The 20,109-nt window shown below is 73.1% G+C and carries 20 protein-coding genes and 1 pseudogene; 12 read left to right on the top strand and 9 right to left on the bottom strand.

What is annotated here, in order from left to right:
• The 4 genes from KS423_RS15385 to KS423_RS15400 form a co-directional block, all read left to right on the top strand.
• The coding region (locus KS423_RS15385; RefSeq protein WP_263454875.1) for an HEXXH motif-containing putative peptide modification protein at positions 1 to 892 on the top strand (892 nt) is incomplete at its 5' end.
• A gap of 158 nt (positions 893 to 1,050) precedes the next feature.
• The gene (locus tag KS423_RS15390) at positions 1,051 to 1,764 is read left to right on the top strand and encodes an aminoglycoside N(3)-acetyltransferase (protein ID WP_224279532.1); all 714 of its coding nucleotides are present in this window, start codon (positions 1,051 to 1,053) and stop codon (positions 1,762 to 1,764) included.
• Between the two features lie 166 nt (positions 1,765 to 1,930).
• Positions 1,931 to 2,467 (top strand): hypothetical protein, encoded by a 537-nt coding sequence (locus KS423_RS15395; protein ID WP_224279534.1) that lies wholly within the window; start codon positions 1,931 to 1,933, stop codon positions 2,465 to 2,467.
• 67 nt (positions 2,468 to 2,534) lie between these two features.
• Positions 2,535 to 2,789, top strand: coding sequence for a hypothetical protein (locus KS423_RS15400; protein ID WP_224279536.1), 255 nt, complete (start codon positions 2,535 to 2,537; stop codon positions 2,787 to 2,789).
• A gap of 93 nt (positions 2,790 to 2,882) precedes the next feature.
• Here the strand turns inward: KS423_RS15400 and KS423_RS15405 are convergent, their stop codons facing one another.
• On the bottom strand, positions 2,883 to 3,083 hold the full coding sequence (locus tag KS423_RS15405; protein ID WP_224279538.1) for a DUF397 domain-containing protein: 201 nt from the start codon (positions 3,081 to 3,083) through the stop codon (positions 2,883 to 2,885).
• Between the two features lie 2 nt (positions 3,084 to 3,085).
• Complete coding sequence (locus KS423_RS48485; protein WP_374119958.1) at positions 3,086 to 3,610, bottom strand: Scr1 family TA system antitoxin-like transcriptional regulator; 525 nt, start codon at positions 3,608 to 3,610, stop codon at positions 3,086 to 3,088.
• Here KS423_RS48485 and KS423_RS15415 point away from each other — a divergent pair.
• Positions 3,506 to 4,033, top strand: coding sequence for a hypothetical protein (locus KS423_RS15415; protein ID WP_224279542.1), 528 nt, complete (start codon positions 3,506 to 3,508; stop codon positions 4,031 to 4,033). The genes KS423_RS48485 and KS423_RS15415 overlap by 105 nt on opposite strands.
• 57 nt (positions 4,034 to 4,090) lie before the next feature.
• On the opposite strand, the gene KS423_RS15420 is transcribed toward KS423_RS15415, so the two are convergent.
• Positions 4,091 to 4,642 carry an NIPSNAP family protein gene (locus KS423_RS15420; protein WP_224279544.1) on the bottom strand — a complete coding sequence of 184 codons (552 nt, stop codon included), beginning with the start codon at positions 4,640 to 4,642 and terminating at the stop codon, positions 4,091 to 4,093.
• On the bottom strand, positions 4,639 to 5,115 hold the full coding sequence (locus KS423_RS15425) for a hypothetical protein (RefSeq protein WP_224279545.1): 477 nt from the start codon (positions 5,113 to 5,115) through the stop codon (positions 4,639 to 4,641). The genes KS423_RS15420 and KS423_RS15425 overlap by 4 nt, the downstream gene beginning before the upstream one ends.
• A 62-nt stretch (positions 5,116 to 5,177) precedes the next feature.
• On the opposite strand from KS423_RS15425, the gene KS423_RS15430 reads away from it, so the two are divergent.
• On the top strand, positions 5,178 to 6,107 hold the full coding sequence (locus tag KS423_RS15430; protein ID WP_224279548.1) for a YafY family protein: 930 nt from the start codon (positions 5,178 to 5,180) through the stop codon (positions 6,105 to 6,107).
• A 3-nt stretch (positions 6,108 to 6,110) separates the two neighbouring features.
• Here the strand turns inward: KS423_RS15430 and KS423_RS15435 are convergent, their stop codons facing one another.
• Positions 6,111 to 6,305 (bottom strand): DUF397 domain-containing protein, encoded by a 195-nt coding sequence (locus KS423_RS15435; protein ID WP_224279550.1) that lies wholly within the window; start codon positions 6,303 to 6,305, stop codon positions 6,111 to 6,113.
• Positions 6,306 to 6,502: 197 nt separating this feature from the next.
• Between KS423_RS15435 and KS423_RS15440 the strand changes: the two genes are divergently transcribed.
• The 3 genes from KS423_RS15440 to KS423_RS15450 all read left to right on the top strand — a co-directional run bounded on the left by KS423_RS15440 (position 6,503) and on the right by KS423_RS15450 (position 13,046).
• Positions 6,503 to 7,972, top strand: coding sequence for a TIR-like protein FxsC (locus tag KS423_RS15440; protein WP_224279552.1), 1,470 nt, complete (start codon positions 6,503 to 6,505; stop codon positions 7,970 to 7,972).
• The gene (fxsT, locus tag KS423_RS15445; RefSeq protein ID WP_224279554.1) at positions 7,969 to 11,976 is read left to right on the top strand and encodes an FxSxx-COOH system tetratricopeptide repeat protein; all 4,008 of its coding nucleotides are present in this window, start codon (positions 7,969 to 7,971) and stop codon (positions 11,974 to 11,976) included. Before KS423_RS15440 ends, fxsT begins: the two co-directional genes overlap by 4 nt.
• Positions 11,977 to 12,083: 107 nt before the next feature.
• Positions 12,084 to 13,046, top strand: coding sequence for a D-glycerate dehydrogenase (locus KS423_RS15450; RefSeq protein WP_224279556.1), 963 nt, complete (start codon positions 12,084 to 12,086; stop codon positions 13,044 to 13,046).
• Here KS423_RS15450 and KS423_RS15455 read toward each other — a convergent pair.
• From KS423_RS15455 to KS423_RS15465, 3 genes are all read right to left on the bottom strand, one after another.
• Positions 13,017 to 13,913 carry an alpha/beta fold hydrolase gene (locus tag KS423_RS15455; RefSeq protein WP_224279558.1) on the bottom strand — a complete coding sequence of 299 codons (897 nt, stop codon included), beginning with the start codon at positions 13,911 to 13,913 and terminating at the stop codon, positions 13,017 to 13,019. The two genes, KS423_RS15450 and KS423_RS15455, sit on opposite strands and share 30 nt — an antisense overlap.
• Positions 13,914 to 13,936: 23 nt before the next feature.
• Positions 13,937 to 14,854: a DUF4231 domain-containing protein gene (locus KS423_RS15460; protein WP_224279560.1), complete on the bottom strand. Its 918-nt coding sequence runs from the start codon at positions 14,852 to 14,854 to the stop codon at positions 13,937 to 13,939.
• A gap of 297 nt (positions 14,855 to 15,151) precedes the next feature.
• Positions 15,152 to 15,916 carry a sugar isomerase domain-containing protein gene (locus KS423_RS15465; protein ID WP_224279562.1) on the bottom strand — a complete coding sequence of 255 codons (765 nt, stop codon included), beginning with the start codon at positions 15,914 to 15,916 and terminating at the stop codon, positions 15,152 to 15,154.
• Between the two features lie 220 nt (positions 15,917 to 16,136).
• Here KS423_RS15465 and KS423_RS15470 point away from each other — a divergent pair, with 220 nt between their 5' ends.
• Positions 16,137 to 16,829, top strand: coding sequence for a metal-dependent transcriptional regulator (locus tag KS423_RS15470; RefSeq protein WP_224279564.1), 693 nt, complete (start codon positions 16,137 to 16,139; stop codon positions 16,827 to 16,829).
• Positions 16,830 to 17,264: 435 nt separating this feature from the next.
• On the opposite strand, the gene KS423_RS15475 is transcribed toward KS423_RS15470, so the two are convergent.
• The gene (locus tag KS423_RS15475) at positions 17,265 to 17,981 is read right to left on the bottom strand and encodes a bifunctional DNA primase/polymerase (RefSeq protein WP_224279566.1); all 717 of its coding nucleotides are present in this window, start codon (positions 17,979 to 17,981) and stop codon (positions 17,265 to 17,267) included.
• Positions 17,982 to 18,287: 306 nt separating this feature from the next.
• Here KS423_RS15475 and KS423_RS15480 point away from each other — a divergent pair, with 306 nt between their 5' ends.
• Together KS423_RS15480 and KS423_RS15485 are read left to right on the top strand one after the other, a co-directional pair.
• On the top strand, positions 18,288 to 19,664 hold the full coding sequence (locus tag KS423_RS15480) for a transcriptional regulator (RefSeq protein WP_224279568.1): 1,377 nt from the start codon (positions 18,288 to 18,290) through the stop codon (positions 19,662 to 19,664).
• A 230-nt stretch (positions 19,665 to 19,894) separates the two neighbouring features.
• A pseudogene (locus KS423_RS15485) lies at positions 19,895 to 20,109 on the top strand (hypothetical protein); the annotation flags it as partial.

The raw sequence follows: 20,109 nt of genomic DNA on the forward strand, positions 1-20,109 counted from the left end.
CGCGGTGGCGGTGCCCGTGCGGGGCGGGTGGCTGCACCTGCCGACGCTCGGGCGGATCGCCGTACCCGACGGCGAGGCCGTGGTCACCGGACGGGCCGACGGCTTCGAGGTGCGGGCGTCCGACGGCTCGGTGCACACCGCGTTGGACGAACCGCTGCGGCGGGTCCGGCTCGCCGACGGCTGGACGGTCGCCCTGGAGGACACCGACCCGCTGCGCGACTGCCACGACCACCCCGTCGCGGGCCGCCTGGCCGAGGGCGAACTGCTCGACTGGACCGGCGCGTTGCGCGAGGCCTGGGAGCTGCTCGGGCGGGACCTGCCCGGGTACGCGGAGGGCATCCGGGCCGGCCTGGCGACGGTCACCCCGTTGCGGCCGGGCCCGACCGGCCGGGACGTCAGCTCGGCGGCCCGGCAGGCCTACGGCGCCGTCGGCATCGCCCGGCCGGCCACCGCGCCGACCCTCGCCCTGCTGCTCGCGCACGAGTTCCAGCACGTCAAGCTCGGCGCCGTGCTGGACCTGACCGACCTGTACGACCGTGCCGACTCCGCGCTGTACTTCGCCCCCTGGCGGCCCGACCCCCGGCCGCTCGAAGGGCTGCTCCAGGGCACGTACGCCCACCTGGCCGTCACCGAGTACTGGGGCACCCGCACCCTCGCGTACGACGGACTGCCGGGCACGGCCGCCGACCGGGCGCGCGAACAGTTCGCGCTCTGGCGGCGGTACACCGCCGAGGCCGTGGAGCGGCTGGCGTCGTCCGGGGCCCTGACCGGGACCGGCCTGCGCTTCGCCGACGGCATGCGTGCCACCGTCGCACCCTGGCTCGCCCTGCCGCTGCCCGCCGCCGCCGAGCAGGCGGCCGACCGGGCACGGCGGGAACGGGCCGGGGTCTGACCTCCCACTCGCGCCGCCCCGGGTCCGCCCTCGCCCGGGGCCCTCAACCCCGGGGAAACGCCATCCGCACCGAACCCCTCGGCGGCAGCGTCGCCGTCGCCTCCCCCGTTCACCCCCTCGTCCGCGACCTCGTCGACCTCGGGGTCCGCCCGGGCACGGTGCTGCACGTCCAGGCGTCCCTGCGCGCCCTCGGACCGGTGCCGGGCGGGGCGGCCGGTGTGGTCGAGGCCCTGCTCGACGTCCTGGGCCCCGACGGCACCTTGGTCGCCTACACCGCCACGCCCGAGAACTCCGCCACCTCCCGCATCCACCAGACCGCCATCGCCGGGCTCTCCCGGGCGGAGGTGGCCGACTACCAGGCCCGGATGCCCCGCTTCGATCCGGCGACCACCCCGGCGTCGCCCTCCATGGGGGCGCTGTCGGAGGCGATCCGCACCCACCCGGGCGCACTGCGGAGCCGGCACCCGCAGACCTCCTGGGCGGCTGTGGGCCGGTTCGCCCGGGAGGTCACCGAGCGCCACCCGCTGACCTCCCACCTCGGCCCGGAGTCACCGCTCGGACGGCTCTACGAGCTGGACGCCCGGGTGCTGACGATCGGCGTCCCGATGGACCGCCTGACCGCCTTCCACCTGGCCGACCTCCGCATGCCCGACGTCCCCGTACGCGAGTACCGCTGCGTCGGCCCCGAGGGCTGGACCACCTTCCGGGCCCCAGAGCTGGACGACGTCCACTTCGGACCCCTCGGCGCCGAGGTCCTGAGCACCGCCCACGGCATCACCACCGCCCGCATCGGTACCGCCGACTGCCGCCTCGTCCCGGTCCGGGAGGCCGTCGACCTCGCCGAGTCCATCCTCCGCCGCAGCCGCCCCTGAAACCCGCCTCCCACCCCTCGTCCCGCCCGGTCGCCCGTCGCCGCTTCGGCTCTCCGCCGAAGCGGCGACGTCATTCCAGGCCGCATCGTGTGCGCGAGAAGTCGGCCCGGCCGACTTCCTACGCGAGACTTGGGGGGTGATGTTCGAGGGTGGGGTGGGTGGGGAGATGGCTGACTTCGTCGAGGTGATGGGGCTTCTACGGTCCACGCTGGCGGCGCACCGGGATGAGCTGAGGCTCCTGGACTGTGACGTGCCGCTGGGTGGGGACGGCAGCTCGGTTCCGGAGGGGACACCGGAGGGGGTCAGAGAGCTGGTGGCCGCCAGTGACGGGCTCTACCTGGATCACTCGTGTCGGCTCTACAGCGCCGACGAGTTGGCCGACCGGCAGTGGGCGGAGGGGCTGGAGAGGGCGGAGCTGCCGGACGGTGGGGTGCTGGAGGACGCCTCGCGGTTCTTCTACTTCGGGGAGGCACGGTTGAATCCGCTGCTGGTGGATCGCGACGGCAGCGTGTGGCGGGTGCCGGACGAGGGGTACCTCTGGTTCACCGGGTGTCGGGTCGAGCCCATTACGGGCAGTGTCGAGGAGTTCTTCTTCGAGTGGATCGTGGGGGAGCGCTTCCGGGATCTGGCGGGGCTCGATGAGGACGGTGCGACGACGAGTCACTGGTATCGCGTGTTGGGCCTCGCGGGACTTGTGAGCTGATCCCGCCCCCGCGCCCCGGCAAGGACCGGGGCGCGGGGGCGATGCTCTGTTGACTACGCTTCTCCGGGTGTTGATAGCCATTGCTGTATTCGCGGGTCTTGTGGGATTGATCAACCTCGTGCAGGTGTTCACCGGGCGCCAGCTGGTTCGACCGGCTGCCAGCCGACGCACGGCGTTGGAGATCCGCCGACAATCGGCTGCCGCAGCCTTCGCGATGCTCGGGGTGTTCCTGGTCGGGCTGCGGGTGTTCTGGGGTCTTCTGCCCATGCTGATCGGCTACGTGGCGCTCCTGCTCGTCCGAAAGCGCGCGCCGAAGCACTGAGGACTCCCACCCTCAACTGACCGGGTCAGCGGGATGGGTGTGCGAACCGTCCGCGGCCCCTTGCAGGAAGCAGGAGGCCGCGGACGGTTCGCTTCAGGAGCTGGTGGTGAAGTGGTCGAACTCGCCGGCCTTGGCGCCGCGGAGCCAGGCGGCGAGCTTGGTGCGGGTGGTGGTGACGATGTGGGTGGGGTCGTCGGACTCGCGGATGTAGACCAGCTCACCGTCGGAGGCGATCTCAAGGCAGTTGGTGTTGGTGCCGCTGAAGCTCGACTTCTGCCAGTTGAGCTGTCCCATGCTTACCTTCGTTGTACTGCGTACCGAATGTGCTGGAGCAGGCCCCATGAGTCGCGAGATGTGGGCGAGGGCTCGGACGCACTTGCCGACAGGGGCGGGAGTGCCAAGCCCCTGAGTCGTTCGAACTGCCGCCTGAAAGAGGCTACTGCGTCAGGCTCTCCGAGGAATGGCGAGCCCTGGGGTTGTTCCATCAGGACGGTGTCCAGCCTGGAGTGCCGGCCGTGAAGCAGCATGAACGGAGTGTCGGTTTCGGCGAAGACCGTGCAGTCGAACGGGAGGATCTGAATGGTGATGTGCGGCAAACCACCGGACACGGATCTGCCCGGCCGAACACCGCACCTCCGCGGCCGGGGCCGGAGTTGCGACGGGAAGTGCAGCGGCGGCAACGGCGCGATGTCCGTTCCCGCTCCTAGGATCGCGGCATGCCCGATGCCTTCACCGTTCTGTGGACCCAGGAGACCTGCCGTGCCCTCCGCAAGGAGGGCCGCGTGGGCGGGCGTCCGCCGGTCGCCTTCAGCGGGGCGCACTCCTCGCTGCCCGCCTGGTCGGGCGCCCGCGCCGGGGACGAGGTGTATGCGGTGCACGTCAACCGGGGCGAGGTGTTCGTGGTGAGCCGGATGCGGGTGGTCGACCTGGAGCGGGGCGACTGCTGCGGCGAGGCTCCGGCGACGTGGCGGGACCGGGCGTTCCCCGGGCACGAGGACTGGGTGGCGCTCGGCGCCGGCGGCTGCGGCGCCTCGGCGGTGCACGTGGACTCGACGCCCGTGCGCTTCGACCAGCCGATACCGGGTGAGCTGCTGGGGCAGCTCACCTGGCGCAACCGCCGGAACCAGACCCGCGGCCTGAAGTACGTGGTGGATGGCCGCCTCGAACGCGCAGTCAGCCTCCAGGGCTTCTACCGGCTGACCCCGGAGTCGGCCGACGAGCTGGCGGAGCTCGTCGGGCCTTGACCTTCGGAGCTGCGCTGCACGGGAAGTCGGACGGGCCGACTTCCTGCGCACGGCCGGCTACGGCGTCACGGGCTCCAGGCGGAGTTGCCGGAACGGCCAGGGCGGCGGCTCGGCCGGACCGAACCACACGCGGACGTCCTCGCCGGTGCGGACGGGCAGTTGGGGGAAGTCGTTCTCGGCGTGCTCGGTGCGGTGCAGCGCGTGCTCCGGGCCCAGGTGTTCGGTGGCGAAGGAGGCGAAGGCGTCGCCGTCGGTGGGGTGGCAGACGGTGGCGAGCACCTCGCGGGCGCCCGTTTCCGGGGCGAAGCCCGGGCCGCGCAGCAGCAGGACGTCGTCGCTGTCGACCATGGTGGCGTTGGCCGCGTCGCGGTGCTCCCGCCAGACCGGGCCGCCGTAGAAGGCCTCCAGCGCGCGGCGGCGCTCGGGCATCGAGGGGAAGGCGCGCAGCCAGACGAAGCGGTCCGGGTCGTCCAGGTCGCGGAAGCGCCCGCCGAGGGTCATGCCGACGGCCTCCTGCCCGGTCACGAACTCGCGCTCGAACAGCTCGATCAGGGTCTCGCGGGCGCCGGGGTGCAGGGTGTACTGGCGCAGTTCGACGATGAGGTTCACGCGCCGAGCCCGTCGAAGGCCGCGCCGGTGCGGGTGAGGTCCATGGTCCAGTTGAGCTCCCAGCTGCGGCCCTCGTCGGCGGAGAACTCCTGCTCCCAGCGGGCGGTGTCCGGGCCGAGGCGGTACCAGGTGAAGTGCACCCGGATCGGGCGGCCGCCGTAGGCGTCCTCGCCGTGGAAGTCGCCCCGGTCGCCGGTGAAGCCGCCGGTCACCGGCGGGTCCAGCCGGCCGGTGCGGCTGTCGGACCAGAAGATCGACCACTGCTGCTTCTCGCGGTCGAACAACCGCAGGGTGACGCCCCGGCGGTCGAGGGTGGGGAAGACGATCTCGTCGATGTTGCCGGCGCCCCCGAACAGCGGCCGGATCGCGCAGTGGCCGGGGAACTCCTCCCAGGTGTCGCTGCCGGTGAGCGGCGCGGTGAGGCGGCGGTTGGCCACGTCCCAGGAGCCGTGCAGGAAGTCGAAGTCGTTCATGCGGGGAGGCTAGGGGCGGTCCACTGACATCCTCTGTCAGTGGAGACCGGGATACTGGCGGCATGCGCGCGAGCCGGCTGGTGGCCCTGGTCCTGCTGCTCCAGAACCGGGGGCGGATGACCGCCCGGCAGCTGGCCGAGGAGCTGGAGGTCTCCGTCCGTACGGTCTACCGGGACGTCGAGGCGCTGGCCGCCGCCGGTGTCCCGCTGTACGGGGATGCCGGGCACGCCGGTGGCTACCGGCTGGTCGGCGGCTACCGGACCAGGCTCACCGGGCTGACGGTGGACGAGGCGCAGGCCGCGTTCCTCGCCGCGCTTCCGGGTGCGGCGGCCGAACTGGGCCTCGGCGAGGCGCTCGCCACCGCCCAGCTGAAGTTGCGGGCTGCCCTGCCGGCCGAGTTGCGCGAGCACGCGGGGCGGATCCAGGAGCGGTTCCTGCTCGATGCCCCCGGTTGGTACGGGGAGGCGGACCGTACGCCGCACCTGGCCGCGGTCGCCGCCGCGGTGTGGGAGCGGCGGGCGGTGGTCCTGCAGTACCGGCGTTGGCGGGCGCCGGAGGAGATCGAACGGCGGGTGGAACCGTACGGGCTGGTGCTCAAGGCCGGGCGTTGGTACCTGGTCGCCACCGGTCCCTCCGGTGTGCGCACGTACCGGGTCGATCAGATCGTCGGACTGCGCGAACTGGCAGAGGAGTTCGCGGTGCCGGCCGGGTTCGACCTGGGCACGTACTGGACGGGCTACCTCGCCGACTTCCGGGCCCGGCTGCACACCGGGGAGGCCCTGGTCCGGCTCACCCCGGAGGGCGCCCGGCGCCTCGGGGTGGCACCCGGGGGCGACGGCCGCACGGAGGCCCGGGTGCCCATCGAGTCGATCGACCACGCCCACGGGGAGTTCCTGCGGCTCGGCGCCGACGTCGAGGTGCTGGAACCGGCCGAACTCCGTGACCGCATCGCCGCGACGGTGCGGACCCTGGCGGCCCGCTACCCGGGATGACCCTCAGGCGACGAAGTGGTCGAACTCGCCGGCCTTGGCGCCGAGGACCCAGGCGTTGAACTTGGTGCGGGTGGTGGTGACGACGAGGGTGGGGTCGTCGGACTGCCGAATGTAGACGTGGTCGCCCTCGGAGGCGATCTCGATCCAGTCGTCCCTGTCGCTGCTGGTGCTGGACCTCTGCCAGTCGAGGTGGTCCACGGATGTCCTCCCGGTGGTGCGCGGCGGCCGGAACGAGGGTACTGCTCCCAGTGCACGGACAGCGGCATCGTTTCGGTCATGTCAATTCGTGCGAGACGTTGTGCTATTCCATTGGGGTGTCAGTCGTTCCTACACTGAAGCCCCGCCGCACGGGGGCTGCGGGAGGCAGGTTGCCGACGGGCCCGGGGGAGGCGCGTGTGACTGACCGGGGCTGGGACGAGGACGACGCCCGGCCGTACTTCTTCCTCTCCTACGCGCACACTCCCAAGGCCGGTGCGCGGGGCGCGAGCGATCCGAACCACTGGGTCAGGCAGTTGTACCGGGATCTCTGCGAGGCGGTGCTCCAGCTCACCACCGTCCCGGACGGGGTCGCGGTCGGCTTCATGGACGAGTCCATGCACCAGGGCGAGTTGTGGGCCGAACGGCTGTCCGACGAGTTGGCGACGTGCCGGGTTTTCGTACCCCTCTACTCCCCGAGGTACTTCAACAGCGTTCCGTGCGGCCAGGAATGGCACGCCTTCACCCGCCGGCCGGTCTACCCGGCGAACCTCGACTCCGAGCGCACCAGCGGCATCGTGCCGGTGCTGTGGGCACCGATGAGCCGCTACCGGCTGCCGAACGTGGCCAGTGAACTCCAGTTCAACCACACGAGTTTCGGGCCCGAATACGCCACCGAGGGCCTGTACGCGCTGATGAAGCTCAGCTACTTCCGCTCCGCCTACGAGCTGGCCGTGCACCGGCTGGCCGCCCGGATCGTCCAGGTCGCGGAGGAGACGGTGATCCCGGTGGGGCGGCGGCTGGAGTTCAACGGCCTCCCGAGCGCGTTCAACGTCACCGCCCCGACCAAGCAGCTGCGGATCTCCGTACTCGCCTACCACCAGAACGAGTTGCCCGCCGACCGCAGCCCCGACTACTACGGCGAGCGGCGCACCGACTGGCACCCGTACCAGCCGGTCGGCTCGCCGATCGCCCAGCACGCGGCGCGGCTGGCACGACAGTTGGGGTTCCAGCCGACCGTGCACGAGTTCGACGACGAGGTCGAGTCGATCATCGGGGGCAACGCCGAGGCACCCGGCCTGCTGCTGCTCGACCGCTGGGCGCTGCGCGACCCGCGCCGGCGCGAGCTGGTCCGGCGCTTCGACCGCTCGGAGGCCGCCTGGGTGAGCATCCTGGAGCCGTTCAACGGCGACGACCCGGAGTGCGCCGATCGTGCGGACGAGCTGGGCGACCTGAGCGACGAGACGCTGCGCATCACCCGGCGGGCGAGCCGGCCGAGCTTCCTCGGCGCGACGGGCCCGACCGGGCTGCACACGCTGGAGGACTTCGACGACGCGCTGCCCCGGGCGGCGATGAAGGCCAAGTACGCGTTCGAGGGCCGCACCCGGGCCGAACCGGAGGAACCGCCGCCGCCCCGGCCGAGCCTGCGGGAAGCGTTCCGGCGCGGGGGAGGCGGGTACGGATCGGACGGAGCCCAGGCGGACCCCTTCGACGACCCCGACCCCGACCAGGACAACGGCAACACCGGCAACACCAACGGCAACGGCCGCACCCACCGCCGAAGTCGGAACACCGGCAACGACCCGCACCGCGCGCACGACCCGTACCGCGACGACGGCGATGAACCCGATGACGGGATGGCGCCCTTGGGAGGACGAGGACCGCGATGACTGACAACCGCACCAGGAACCTTCGCCTCGGCGGGCCCACCCCCGTCGATCCGGTCGCCCAGCGGGAGGCCGAGCGGCAGGTGGCGGATCAGGACCGCAACGGCCGGATCATCACCTTCTACTCGTACAAGGGCGGCACCGGCCGCACCATGGCGCTGGCCAACACCGCCTGGATCCTGGCCGCCAACGGTTTCCGCGTGCTCACCGTGGACTGGGACCTGGAGGCGCCCGGCCTCGCCAAGTTCTTCCACCCGTTCCTCGACCCGGCCTCGCTGGCCGGCACCACCGGCATGATGGACCTGATCGCCGAGTACCGCGAGGAGGCGCTGCGCCCGGTCGAGCACGCCGAGGGCTGGCACCTGGACTTCGCCCGGGTGCACCCGCACGCGCTCTCGCTCACCTGGCCGCACTTCCCGTCCACCGGCAGCCTGGACTTCCTCTCCGCGGGCCAGTTCAACCGGGACTACTCCGAGGCCGTCACCCACCTCGACTGGGACATCTTCTACGACCGCTTCGACGGCGGGCAGTTCTTCGACGCCCTCAAGGCGGACATGGCCAAGCGCTACGACTACGTGCTGATCGACTCCCGCACCGGCCTGTCCGACATCGCCGAGATCTGCACCGTCCAGATGCCCGACGACCTGGTCGTCTGCTTCACCCTGAGCGACCAGTCGATCGACGGCGCCTCCCGGATCGCCCAGCACATCCACGACCGCTACCGCGAGCGCGGCATCCGCATCCTGCCCGTCCCGATGCGCATCGACGAGGGCGAGAAGGAGAAGGCGGACGCCGGCCGCGCCCTCGCCCGGGTCCGCTTCGACGGTCTGCCCGCGGGCCTCAACGGCGAGGAACTCGCCCAGTACTGGGGCTCGGTGGAGATCCCGTACCGGCCGTTCTACGCGTACGAGGAGATCCTCGCGACCTTCGGCGACCAGACCGGCACCCCGACCTCGATGCTGGCCGCCTGCGAGCGGCTGACCTCCATGCTCACCGACGGCCGGGCGCCCGGCCTGCCGCCGATGGACGAGACCGTCCGGCTGCGCTACGTGGACGCCTTCACCCGCCGCCGCCCGTCCGTGCCCGCCGACCTCTACCTCTCCTACGTCCCCGAGGACCGGATGTGGGCGGACTGGATCGAGTCCGTCCTCACCCGGGCCGGCTTCCGGGTGCTGCCCCGCGACCTCAGCGCCGGCACCGACCCGCGCGAGGAGACCGAGCGCGGCATCGACTCCGCGTTCCGCACGGTCGCCGTGCTCTCGCCCGCCTACCAGCGTTCCCCGCAGGCGCGGGCGCTGTGGGAGTCGGTGGTCAGCTCCGACCCGTCCGGCACCCGGCGCCAGCTGCTGCCGGTCCGCGTCGGCGACGTCCGGCTGACCGCGCCGTTCAGCAACCGCAACCCGGTCGACCTGGTCGGCCGGGACGAGAACCAGTCGATCCTGAGCCTGCTGCGCGCGCTCGGCCGCGGCGAGGTGCCGCTCGACGACGCGCCCAACGGCGGCCCGCGCTTCCCCGGCAGCAAGCCCTCGGTGTGGGACGTCCCGCCGCGCAACCCCTCCTTCACCGGGCGCGCCCCCGTCCTGGAACAGCTGCGCAACCAGCTGCGCGGCGGCATGGCGGCCGTGCTGCCCACCCCGCAGACCCTGTACGGGCTCGGCGGCGTCGGCAAGACCCAGGTGGCGCTGGAGTACGCCCACCGCTTCATGTCCGACTACGACCTGGTCTGGTGGATCGACGCCGAGCAGACCGAGCTGGTCGCCCCGGCGCTCGCCGAACTCGCCCGCCGGCTGGGGCTGCGGGTCGGCGACTCGGTCACCGAGGCCGCCGAGGCGGCCCGGGAGGCGCTGCGGCGCGGCGTGCCCACCTCGCGCTGGCTGCTGATCTTCGACAACGCCGACGAGCCCGCCGAGATTCGCCGGTTCTTCCCCGGCGGCTCCGGCCACATCCTGGTCACCTCCCGCAACCAGGCCTGGACCGGGCACGCCGAGGCGCTGGAGGTCGACGTCTTCACCCGCGGCGAGAGCGTCGAGCACCTGTGCCGGCGCGCCCGCAGCCTCTCCCGCCCGGACGCCGACCGGGTCGCCGAGGCGGTCGGCGACCTGCCGCTGGCCGTCGAGGTGGCCGCCGCCTGGCTGGACACCACCGGCACCCCGGTGGACACCTACGTCTCCCAGCTGCACGCCGAGGCCGCCCGCGCACTGGCCGTCGGCCGCCCGGCCGACTACCCGACCCCGGTCGCCGCGACCTGGAACGTGTCGATCGGACGGCTGCGCCAGCAGTCCCCGGCGGCCGTCCGGCTGCTCCAGCTCTGCGCGTTCTTCGCGCCCGAGCCGATCTCGATGAACCTCTTCTACAGCGACCAGATGATCCGGGCGCTGGTGAAGTTCGACGCCGACCTCAGCGACAAGTTCATGTTGGGCAAGGTGATCCAGGCGATCGGCCGGTACGCGCTGGCCAAGGTCGACGCCGGCAGCAACAGCTTCCAGGTGCACCGGCTCGTCCAGGCGGTGATCCGGGCCGGGATGACCGCCGACGAGCAGGAGATCGCCGTCCACGAGGTGCACCGCATCCTCACCGGCGCCCGGCCCGTCCTCGGCGACACCGACGACCCGGCCAACTGGCCCGCCTTCGACGAGATCTGGCCGCACCTGTCGCCGTCCAAGGCGCACAACTGCGACGAGGCGGACACCCGCCAGCTGCTCATCGACCGGGTCCGCTACCTGTGGAAGCGCGGCGAACTCGACCGCGCCCGCGACCTCGGCCACGCCCTGGACGCGGAGTGGACCGGCAAGCTCGGCGAGGACGACCGGCAGACCCTGCTGCTGCGCTTCCAGCTCGCCAACGTGCTGCGCTCCCAGGGCAACTACGCCGAGGCGCTGGCCCTGGACGAGGACACCCTGGAACGCCAGCGGGCCCTGCTCGGCGAGCACCACCCGTACACCCTGATGACGGCCGGCTCGCTGGGCGCCGACCGCCGGGCGCTCGGCCGGTTCCAGGCCGCCCTCGACCTCGACCGCGAAATCCTCGACCAGTTCCGCGAGTTGTTCGGCGACGACAACCCGCGCACGCTCTCCATGGCGAACAACCTGGCGATCGACTACCGGCTGGTCGGCGACAGCGAGGCGGCCCGCGAACTCGACCAGGAGACCCTCGACCGGCGCACCGCCGTCCTCGGCCCCAAGCACCCCTACACCCTGTCCACCAAGTCCAACCTGGCCCGCGACCTGCGCGAACTCGGCGACTACCGCGGCTCGGTGGACCTGCTCCAGGAGGTCACCTCCGACCTCGGCGACGTGCTCGACCCGGACCTCCCGGAGAACCTGCGCAACGCCAAGTCGCTGGCCGTCTCACTGCGCCGGATCGGCCAGCTCGCCGAGGCCCGCCGGATCACCAAGGAGACCTACGAGCGCTACCTGGAGCGCTACGGCGCCGACGCCCCCGACGCGCTCGCCTGCGCGCTCAACCTGGCCGCCGACCACAGCGCCTCCGGCGACAAGGAGGCCGCCCGCGACCTCTGCTCCACCGTCTTCGAGGGCCACCGGCGGCTGTTCGGCGACGAGCACCCGTTCACCCTGGCCTGCGCCAACAACCTCGGCATCTACCTGCGGGGCAGCGGCGACGTCCAGGGTGCCATCGAGCGCGGCCGGCTCACCGTCGAGGGGCTGACCCGCTCGGTCGGGCCGGAGCACCCGTACACCCTCAATGCGATGATCAACCTGGCCAACGCCTACGGCGACGACGGGCAGATCGACCGCGCCGAACGGCTCGGTCGGGCCGCGTACCAGGGGCTGTGCGACCGCTACAGCGCCCAGCACCCGGACGCGGTGGCCTGCGAGGCCAACCTGGCGATCACCCTGCGGTCGGGCGGGCGGCACACCCAGGCCGCCGAGCTGCGGGCGCGGGCCATCTCCGAACTGATCCGGCAGGTCGGCGAGGAGCACCCCAACACGGTCTCCGCGCGCGGCTGGAAGCGGATCAACCGCGACCTGGAGCCGCAGCCGGTCTGATCAGGAGGGGGCGGGGTACGCTCCAGGGCCATGAGCGAGCGCAGCGAGCGAGTCGTCAAGAGGTGCGCGTGGGCGAATGCCCCTGCCGAGCGAAGCGAGGCGGGCGCATGAGCACCCCGCCCCCGGTCCTGGTCACCAGGCGCCTCGCCCCCGGCGTCATCGAACGGCTGACCGCGCACCACGCCGTCACCTACCACGACTCCGACCTGACGATGGACCGGGCCGAACTGCTGGACGCCGTCCGCGGCCGGCGGGCCGTGATCACCACCCTGGACGACCGGGTGGACGACGAGTTCCTCGACGCGGCCGGCCCGCAGCTGGCCGTCGTCGCCAACCACGCCGTCGGCTACCACAACGTGGACGTGGCCGCCTGCGCCGAACGCGGCGTCCTGGTCACCAACACCCCCGGCGTGCTCACCACCGCCACCGCCGACATGGCCTGGGCGCTGCTGCTGGCCGCCACCCGCCGGCTCGGCGAGGGCGAGCGGCTGCTGCGCTCCGGCGAGCCCTGGGTCTGGGCGCCGAACTTCCTGCTCGGCCTGGAGCTGGCCGGCACCCCGCTGGGCGTGCTCGGCATGGGCCGGATCGGCCGGGCGGTGGCCCGCCGGGCCCGCGCCTTCGACATGCCGGTCAGCTACCACAACCGCGGTGAACTGCCGGCCGAGCAGGCCGAAGGCGCCGACTGGAAGCCGCTGGAGGAACTGCTCGCCACCTCCACCGTGCTGGTCGTCACCTGCCCGTTCACCGCCGAGACCCGGCACCTGCTGGACGCCCGCCGGCTCGCCCTGCTGCCGCGCGGCGCGGTGGTGGTCAGCATGACCGCGGGCGTGGTGGACGAGGAGGCGCTGGCCGCCGCGCTGGAGTCCGGTGCGCTGTTCGCCGCCGCCGTGGACAACTTCGAGCACGAGCCGGCCGTCCCGTCCGCGCTGCTCGCCCAGGAGCGCGCGGTGCTGGCCCCGCACCTGGGCAGTGCCACCGTCCGCACCCGGCAGGCGATGGGCGGCCTGGCGGTGGACAACGTGCTGGCGGTGCTCGGCGGCTCAGCGCCCCTGACGCCGGCGAAGGGCTGACCCCGGACCGCCCCAGCCGGCCGCCCAGGCGAGCGCGGTGGTCATCACCCGGAACGCCCCGAAGTGCGCGGCGCCGGGCTCCAGGAACAGCTCGGCGTCCGGGATGTGGTCGGCCAGCCAGCGGGAGTGGTCGACCGGCGAGAACTGGTCGTCCGCGCCGTGCCAGAGCCAGGTCGGCACCCGGACCGACCCGACCTCGAACCCCCAGTCGGCGGTGAAGGCCAGCACGTCGTCGATCCAGCCGTCCGCGCCGTGCCGGAACGCCTCCCGGTAGTTGCTCTGGAGCATCCGCCGCAGCCCGCTGTCGGCCACCACCTCCCGGTCGGCGGCGGAGAGTTCGGTGCGCAGCCCGTTCAGCAGCCGGACCGGGTCGTCCTTGATCTGCCGGGAGCGGAACTCCATCGCGTCGGCGATCCGGCCGTGCCCCCGCTCGGCCTCCCGGTAGGCACGGACGTTGGACGGGGTCATCCCCGCGTACCAGTCCAGGCCGGCCGCGTTGCGCGGCGCGAGGCCGACCAGCACCGCCACCCGGCTGACCCGCTCCGGCAGCAGCGCCGCGCAGGCCAGCGCGTGCGGGCCGCCGCCGGAGCGGCCGAGCACCGCGAAGCTCTCCAGCCCGAACTCGTCCGCGATGGTCCGCACGTCCGCGGCCGCCGCGCTCACCCGGCGGCCGAACAGCCGGGTCGAGTCGCCGTAGCCGGGCCGGTCGTACGAGATCAGCCGTACCCCCAGCCGGTACAGCACCGTGCTGCGCGGGTGCGGGCCGACCCGGCTGCCGGGCATGCCGTGCAGCAGGAACACCGGACGGCCGCGCGGGTCGCCGAGGGACTCGACGGCGAGGGCGCGGTCGTCCGCCGTTTTGACCATCCGTAACGACACCTGCGGCCTCCTCAGTGCTCCGGGTCGGTTGCGTGCTCCCGGTCGGTGGTGGTGCGCACCTCCCGGCGGGCCTGCCAGGTGGTGTGCTCGCGGGAGATCGCGTCCTCGGCGTCCCGGGCCAGGCGGGCCCAGATCTCCTCGGCCTCCATCGACTCCAGGTCCAGCTGGGCGAGTTGGCGCTGGATCTGCGCCAGCTCCTCGGCGGCCAGGGCGTACGCGGCCGCCAGCGGCCGGTACTGGCGCAGCTGCGCCCAGGCGGCGACCGAGGCGGCCACCGCCGAGACCGTGCCCAGCGCGTCGTAGCCGAACGCGCCGAGCGCCCGCAGCAGGGCGAGCACCAGGCCGAGCGCGGGCAGCAGCACACCCAGCACCCCGGCCCAGTGCCCGGCGCGGGCGCAGTGGCGGGCCTTGGCGCGGTACCAGTCGTGCTGCAGCTGGATCCGCTCGGCCAGGTACACCTCGCGGCGCACCGCCAGCGGCTGCTCGCGCAGGTCGCGCATCGCCGGGGTGATCCCCGCCCCGTCCTCCGGGACGGCCACCGGGCTGTCCCGGAACGCGCCGAGCACCCGGGCGAGCTGGAAGTGGTACAGGCCCTCGGCGTCCGGCAGGGCGCGCGGCGGCGGCTGGTAGGCGTCGGCCCGGACGGCGTACTTCCAGGCCAGCGTCTTCACCGACTCGGCGGCCGCCCGGCCCTCGTACCAGAGGCCCTGCGGGTTCTGCCGGCTGACCACCACCGCCAGCGCGACCGCGCCGAGGTAGGCCACCGCCGCCGACCAGGCCCAGGGCTCGCCGTCGGCCGAGCCGGTCGCCGCGGCGAGCACCAGCAGGACCAGCTCCCAGGCGGAGAGCAGCACCGAGCGTCGCTGCCCGTGCAGCGAGGCCGCGTCGGCGGCCCAGAAGAACCCGGGCAGCAGGTCCCGCTCACGCATCCACCCGGTCCGTCCCGCAACAGACGCCATGTTCGGCCCCCACCAGTCGCTCCGGTCGCACCGCTCTCCTGCCCCGGGCGGCTCGCCGGTACGCCTGGTGACGGCCGGGGCGGCCGGATGTGGCCGGGAAGCCCCGATGGTTGTCCGGTACTCCCCGTGCTCGATCCGGCACCCAGCGTGCGAGAGGGGTGGCGGGGGCGCGCGGTGGCCGGCGGGTGCGCGCGGGCGACCGCCGGGGGCGGGCCGGAGAGCGCGGACCGGCGGGTGCGGATCAGTGCGTGCGGGCCGGCAGGTGCATCAGTAGGTGTAGAAGACCCGCTCGGCGTTCTCGGCCATCTGCTTGGCGTTCCACTCGGTGCCGCCCGGGACGTTGCCGGAGCGGAACAGCGGCGGCGCGGGGCACTCCCCGGCGGCCGCCCGGTCGGCCAGTCGGCCGACCGCCGAGGCGACCACGGCCTGCATCAGCGCGCTGGTCACGATGGTGGAGACCGGCCCGAAGGTGGTCTCGGTGCCCGGGTGGGTCAGCTCGCCGTCGCCGACCGCGATCTTGCTGTCCAGCACCACGTCGCAGTGGTCCTTCAGGTAGGTGCCGGTCGGGTGCGCCGAGGGCACCTCCTGCGGGTACGCCAGCGAGGTCACCCCGACCACCTTCAGGCCGCGGTCCCGGGCGTACCGGGCCAGCTCGACCGGCATCACCTGGCGGCCGGAGAGCGAGATCACGAACAGCAGGTCCCCCGCGGTCGCCGGAGTGAGGTCCAGGGTGGCGGTGGCCAGCCCGGAGACCCGCTCCAGCGCGCTGGACAGCGGCGCGGGCATCACCGTCACCCCGGCCATCCCGGGCACGTTCAGCAGGTTCACCGGGACCAGCCCGCCGGCCCGGTAGACCACGTCCTGGGCCGGCAGCGAGGAGTGCCCGGCACCGAAGGTGAAGACCCTGCGACCCTCGGTCATCGCCTCGGCCAGCAGCGCGGCGGCGGCCTCGATGGCGTCGGCCTCCTCCTCGCGGACCCGCTGGAGGTGGGCGATCGCCGCGTCGAAGTACCTGCCGACCAGGTCGTTCATCTGGTGCCTTCGCTCTCTGCCGGTGGGGGAGCCGGCCGGGTGGGGTGGTCCGGGTGGTCCAGACCGCCGGTGGAGAAAGCTTCGGCGAGCACGGTCGCGCCCCGGCGGCATCGTTGTCAACAGGAACAAAACGGCTCTCCGGAGCCCCGGGGCGGGCCCGGTTGCCGGTCCGGTACGTCAGAATTGGCGATGAGGACACCGAAGAACGGAGCCAGCGGCGATGTCTGGGCTGATCGACACCACTGAGATGTACCTTCGCACCATCCTGGAGCTGGAGGAGGAGGGCATCGTCCCGATGCGCGCCCGGATCGCGGAGCGCCTGGAACAGAGCGGGCCCACGGTCAGCCAGACGGTCGGCCGGATGGAGCGCGACGGGCTGCTCCAGGTCGCCGGGGACCGCCACCTCGAACTGACCGAGGACGGCCGCCGGCTCGCGGTGCGCGTCATGCGCAAGCACCGCATCGCCGAGTGCCTGCTCGTCGACGTGATCGGCCTGGAGTGGGAGCAGGTGCACGAGGAGGCCTGCCGCTGGGAGCACGTGATGAGCGAGACGGTCGAGCGCAAGGTGCTCGCCATGCTCGGCCACCCCACCCAGTCCCCGTACGGCAACCCGATCCCGGGCCTGGACGAGCTGGGCGACACCAAGGCCGAGGGCGAGGGCTTCGACGCCGGACTCGTCCCGCTGGACACCGTCAAGCCGGGCGACGCCGGGGCCGACGTGGTGGTCCGTCGGATCGGCGAGCCGATCCAGACCGACAGCGCGCTGATGAGCACCCTGCGCCGGGCCGGCGTCCGGCCGGGCTCCACGGTCAAGGTCAACATCGGCGTCGCCGGTGTGCTGGTCGGCACCGGCGACAACGCGGCGGAGCTGGGCAAGGACATCGCCCAGCACGTCTTCGTCGCCCAGGCCTGAGCCGCCGGCTCCACACCCCGGGCGCCGGCTCCGAACCGGAGGCGCCGGATCCGAACAGCCGAGCGGGCCCGCTGCTCCCCGTGCAGCGGGCCCGCTCGCCTCCCCGTTCCCTCCCGTCCCTCCCTGCTCCCTCCCGTTCCCCTCCACCGCCGCCGCCCGGCTTCCCCGTCCGAGCGCCCCTGCCGGCGTCCCCACACATCGCAATTCCTCCCCTCGGCCGATCATGGCAATCCTTGAGTGCTGTCACTCGTACGAGGGGCTTTTCCGGTTGATCAGCGGGTACACGGAAGCCTTATCCGGACATGCGTATGACGGACCCCGTCTCCGGTGGGAGACAAGGCCCGTCACTCGCGCGCGTTGTGTCGCGCAGTGCGCGCCCTCACCCGATCGGCGGAGGGCGGCAGATCCAGGGGGCCGGACGGAGCCGGTCCGGGCTCAGCCCACCGGCGCCGGCCGGGCGGCCCGGGCGGCGCGGACCGAGCGCGCCTCGCGTCCGCAGGCGTACGCGAGCGGGCTGATCAGTTCGGCGGCGTCCGGCAGCCAGCGGTTGAGCGCGGAGGGGGAGCGGGCCCACTGGGCGTACCCCAGGGATCCGATCCGGGACGGCGGGGCGACCGTCCAGTCCCCCTCGCCGCGGGCGACCAGGTCCAGCCGACCGGGCGGCCGGCCGAGTCGGCGGAGCATCTCCGGGAGCCTGGCCGCGGCCCCGGGCAGCACCAGGAAGTGCAGCCGTCGCCCGATCCGCCCGGACGCGGCGGGCTGGACCACCACCGGGCCGAGCTGGAGGTCCATCCGCTCCATCCGGGCGAGCGCCAGGCAGCCGGCCGTCTCCGGGACGTCCAGGACGTCGAACGAGCGCCCGGTGGGCAGCAGGATCGACGCCTGCGGCCGCTCGGTCCACCAGTGCCGCACCGCGCCGAGACCGGCGCTCGCCTTCCGTGCCCAGTCCGGGTCCAGCGGGTGGGCGCCCGGCATCGTGCAGCGCCGGTCACCGCAGGAACAGCGGACGCCGTCGTCGTCGCCGTCGTCGATCAGCCAGGCGCCCGGCGCCACCTCCCAGTGGCGGGTCTCGGCGTAGCCGATCGCTTCGGCGAGCAAGGGGGGCGGAGCGGCCTTCTCGTTCCGGCCCGCGGCGTCGGGGATGTCTTCCACGGGGTACTCAACTACCGTGTGTGAGGCTGGTTACGGCCCGATGGCGCCCGGTTGGGTGCATCCCGGCAATGTCACCCGTTCCGGTTAGTCGACCGAATTGAAGGGGCCGAGGGCAGGCGCAGCGGGGGCGCACAGGAGCATTTCCCAGGGCGCAAGGGGGGTGCGGTTCGTCACCGTGGGTATCCCGCTGGCGTTGCTGATCGCTAACCTGGTGTCAGATTCCTTGGACGGTCGGACAGTCGGCAACAGATCAGCAGAATCGTCGCCCGCCGGCCGGGACCGGAGGGTGTGGGGAGGCGAAGCCCAATGGCCGCGAGACCACTCGTCGCACGACAGCCCAACGAGCGTCTACAGCAACTGATCCAGGAGGCCAGCTGCTCCAATGCCGGCCTGGCCCGGAGGGTCAACCTCTGCGGCGCCGAGCACGGGCTGGACCTTCGGTACGACAAGACCTCCGTCGCCCGCTGGCTGCGCGGGCAGCAGCCGCGCGGGCAGGCGCCGGCCGTGATCGCCGAGGCCCTGGGCCGCAAGCTAGGCCGCAGCGTGTCGGTCGAGGAGATCGGCATGGCGGACGGCAAGAACCTGAGCTCCGGCATCGGGCTCCAGTTCGCGCCGACCATCGGCGCCGCGCTGGAGCAGGTCTGCGAGCTGTGGCGCAGTGACGTCGGCCGGCGGGACTTCCTGACCGGCGCGACGGTCGCCGCCTCCGCGCTGGTGGAGCCCAGCCGGGACTGGCTGATCACCCCGCCGGATCCGGTGGTGGCGCGGGCCGGCGGCCCCCGGGTCGGTCCGACCGACGTGGCCGCGATCAAGGCGACCACCGCGATGCTGGTCGACCTGGACCACCGCTTCGGCAGCGGCCACGTGCGCCCGGTGGTGGTGCACTACCTCAACTCGGTGGTCTCCGGCCTGCTCGGCGGTGCCTACCGGGAGGAGACCGGGCGCCAACTCTTCGCCGCGGTGGCCCGGTTGACCGAACTGGCCGGCTACATGGCGGTGGACACCGGTCAGCCCGGGCTCGCCCAGCGCTACTACATCCAGGCGCTGCGGCTGGCCCAGGCCGCCGACGACCGCGGCTACGGCGGCTACGTGCTGGCCGCCTCGATGAGCCACCTGGCGGCCACCCTCGGCAACCCGCGGGAGATCGCCCAACTCGCCCGCGCCGCCCAGGAAGGCGCCCGCTCGGTGGCCACCCCGACGGCGATGGCGATGTTCTACGCCGCCGAGGCCCGCGGCCACGCCCTGCTCGGCGACGCCCGCTCCTGCGAGACGGTGTCGGCCAGGGCGCTGGAGATGATGGAGAAGCGCCGCCCGGAGGACGACCCGGACTGGATCGCCCACTTCGACGACGCCTACCTCGCGGACGAGCTGGCCCACTGCCACCGGGACCTGGAGCAGGCCGGCCAGGCCGAGCACTACGCCCGCCGGGCGCTCGACCTGCACCCGCCGACCCGGGTCCGGCGCCGCGCGGTGGACCTCGTCCTGCTGGCCACCGCCCAGCTCCAGCAGCGGGACCTGGAACGCGCCTGCGAGACGGGTGCCCAGGCGGTCCGGCTGCTGAGCGGGCTGCGCTCCAACCGTGGCGTGGAGTACCTGGACGAGTTCCGGCGCAGGCTGGAGCCGTACCGGGAGCAGCGGGTGGTCCGCGAGTTCCACGCCCGGGCGGATGCCGAGGCGGCTTAGGGCCTGCCTGTCACCTGGGCCTGCTTCGCCCCGGGGCCGGGGGCGGCCCGAGCCCGGGGCGGCCCACGGACCGTCTGTGCAGGGAGCGTGACGGATGTCCCGCCCACGTGGTCACCCGGTGAGGCGAACCGGTAGCGTGGGCGCGACGTCCAAGGAACTGTGATGCTCCCAAGAACCGACGAGATGTGGTCCGCCGTCAGCGCGCGGTCCTGCACAGGTGAGGAATCGCGTTGAGTCAGCGCCGCTCGTACCCGAACTCCGGTGACTTCAACCTGGACGACCTGTTCCGCCCCGAGCCCGGCCAGTCGCAGGGGCAGCCGGGCCAGCCGCAGGCCCACTCGGCCGTGCCGCCGGTGGGGCAGCCGTCCGGGCAGCCGGAGTACCTCGGCGAGGGCGCGCACGCGCTGCCGACCCAGGCCATGCCCGCGCAGCCGGTGCCCGGCCA

This window comes from Streptomyces sp. LS1784, assembly GCF_020103755.1.
Classification (GTDB): Bacteria; Actinomycetota; Actinomycetes; order Streptomycetales; family Streptomycetaceae; genus Kitasatospora.

Excerpts from the sequence above, each read along its gene's own strand:
- fxsT (WP_224279554.1), top strand. The coding sequence starts at position 7,969 with ATGACTGACAACCGCACCAGGAACCTTCGCCTCGGCGGGCCCACCCCC.
- KS423_RS15415 (WP_224279542.1), top strand. The coding sequence starts at position 3,506 with ATGCCCGATGCCTTCACCGTTCTGTGGACCCAGGAGACCTGCCGTGCC.
- KS423_RS15450 (WP_224279556.1), top strand. The coding sequence starts at position 12,084 with ATGAGCACCCCGCCCCCGGTCCTGGTCACCAGGCGCCTCGCCCCCGGC.
- KS423_RS15470 (WP_224279564.1), top strand. The coding sequence starts at position 16,137 with ATGTCTGGGCTGATCGACACCACTGAGATGTACCTTCGCACCATCCTG.
- KS423_RS15430 (WP_224279548.1), top strand. The coding sequence starts at position 5,178 with ATGCGCGCGAGCCGGCTGGTGGCCCTGGTCCTGCTGCTCCAGAACCGG.
- KS423_RS15460 (WP_224279560.1), bottom strand. The coding sequence starts at position 14,854 with ATGCGTGAGCGGGACCTGCTGCCCGGGTTCTTCTGGGCCGCCGACGCG.
- KS423_RS15405 (WP_224279538.1), bottom strand. The coding sequence starts at position 3,083 with ATGGGACAGCTCAACTGGCAGAAGTCGAGCTTCAGCGGCACCAACACC.
- KS423_RS15465 (WP_224279562.1), bottom strand. The coding sequence starts at position 15,916 with ATGAACGACCTGGTCGGCAGGTACTTCGACGCGGCGATCGCCCACCTC.
- KS423_RS15455 (WP_224279558.1), bottom strand. The coding sequence starts at position 13,913 with ATGGTCAAAACGGCGGACGACCGCGCCCTCGCCGTCGAGTCCCTCGGC.
- KS423_RS15395 (WP_224279534.1), top strand. The coding sequence starts at position 1,931 with ATGGCTGACTTCGTCGAGGTGATGGGGCTTCTACGGTCCACGCTGGCG.
- KS423_RS15480 (WP_224279568.1), top strand. The coding sequence starts at position 18,288 with ATGGCCGCGAGACCACTCGTCGCACGACAGCCCAACGAGCGTCTACAG.
- KS423_RS15425 (WP_224279545.1), bottom strand. The coding sequence starts at position 5,115 with ATGAACGACTTCGACTTCCTGCACGGCTCCTGGGACGTGGCCAACCGC.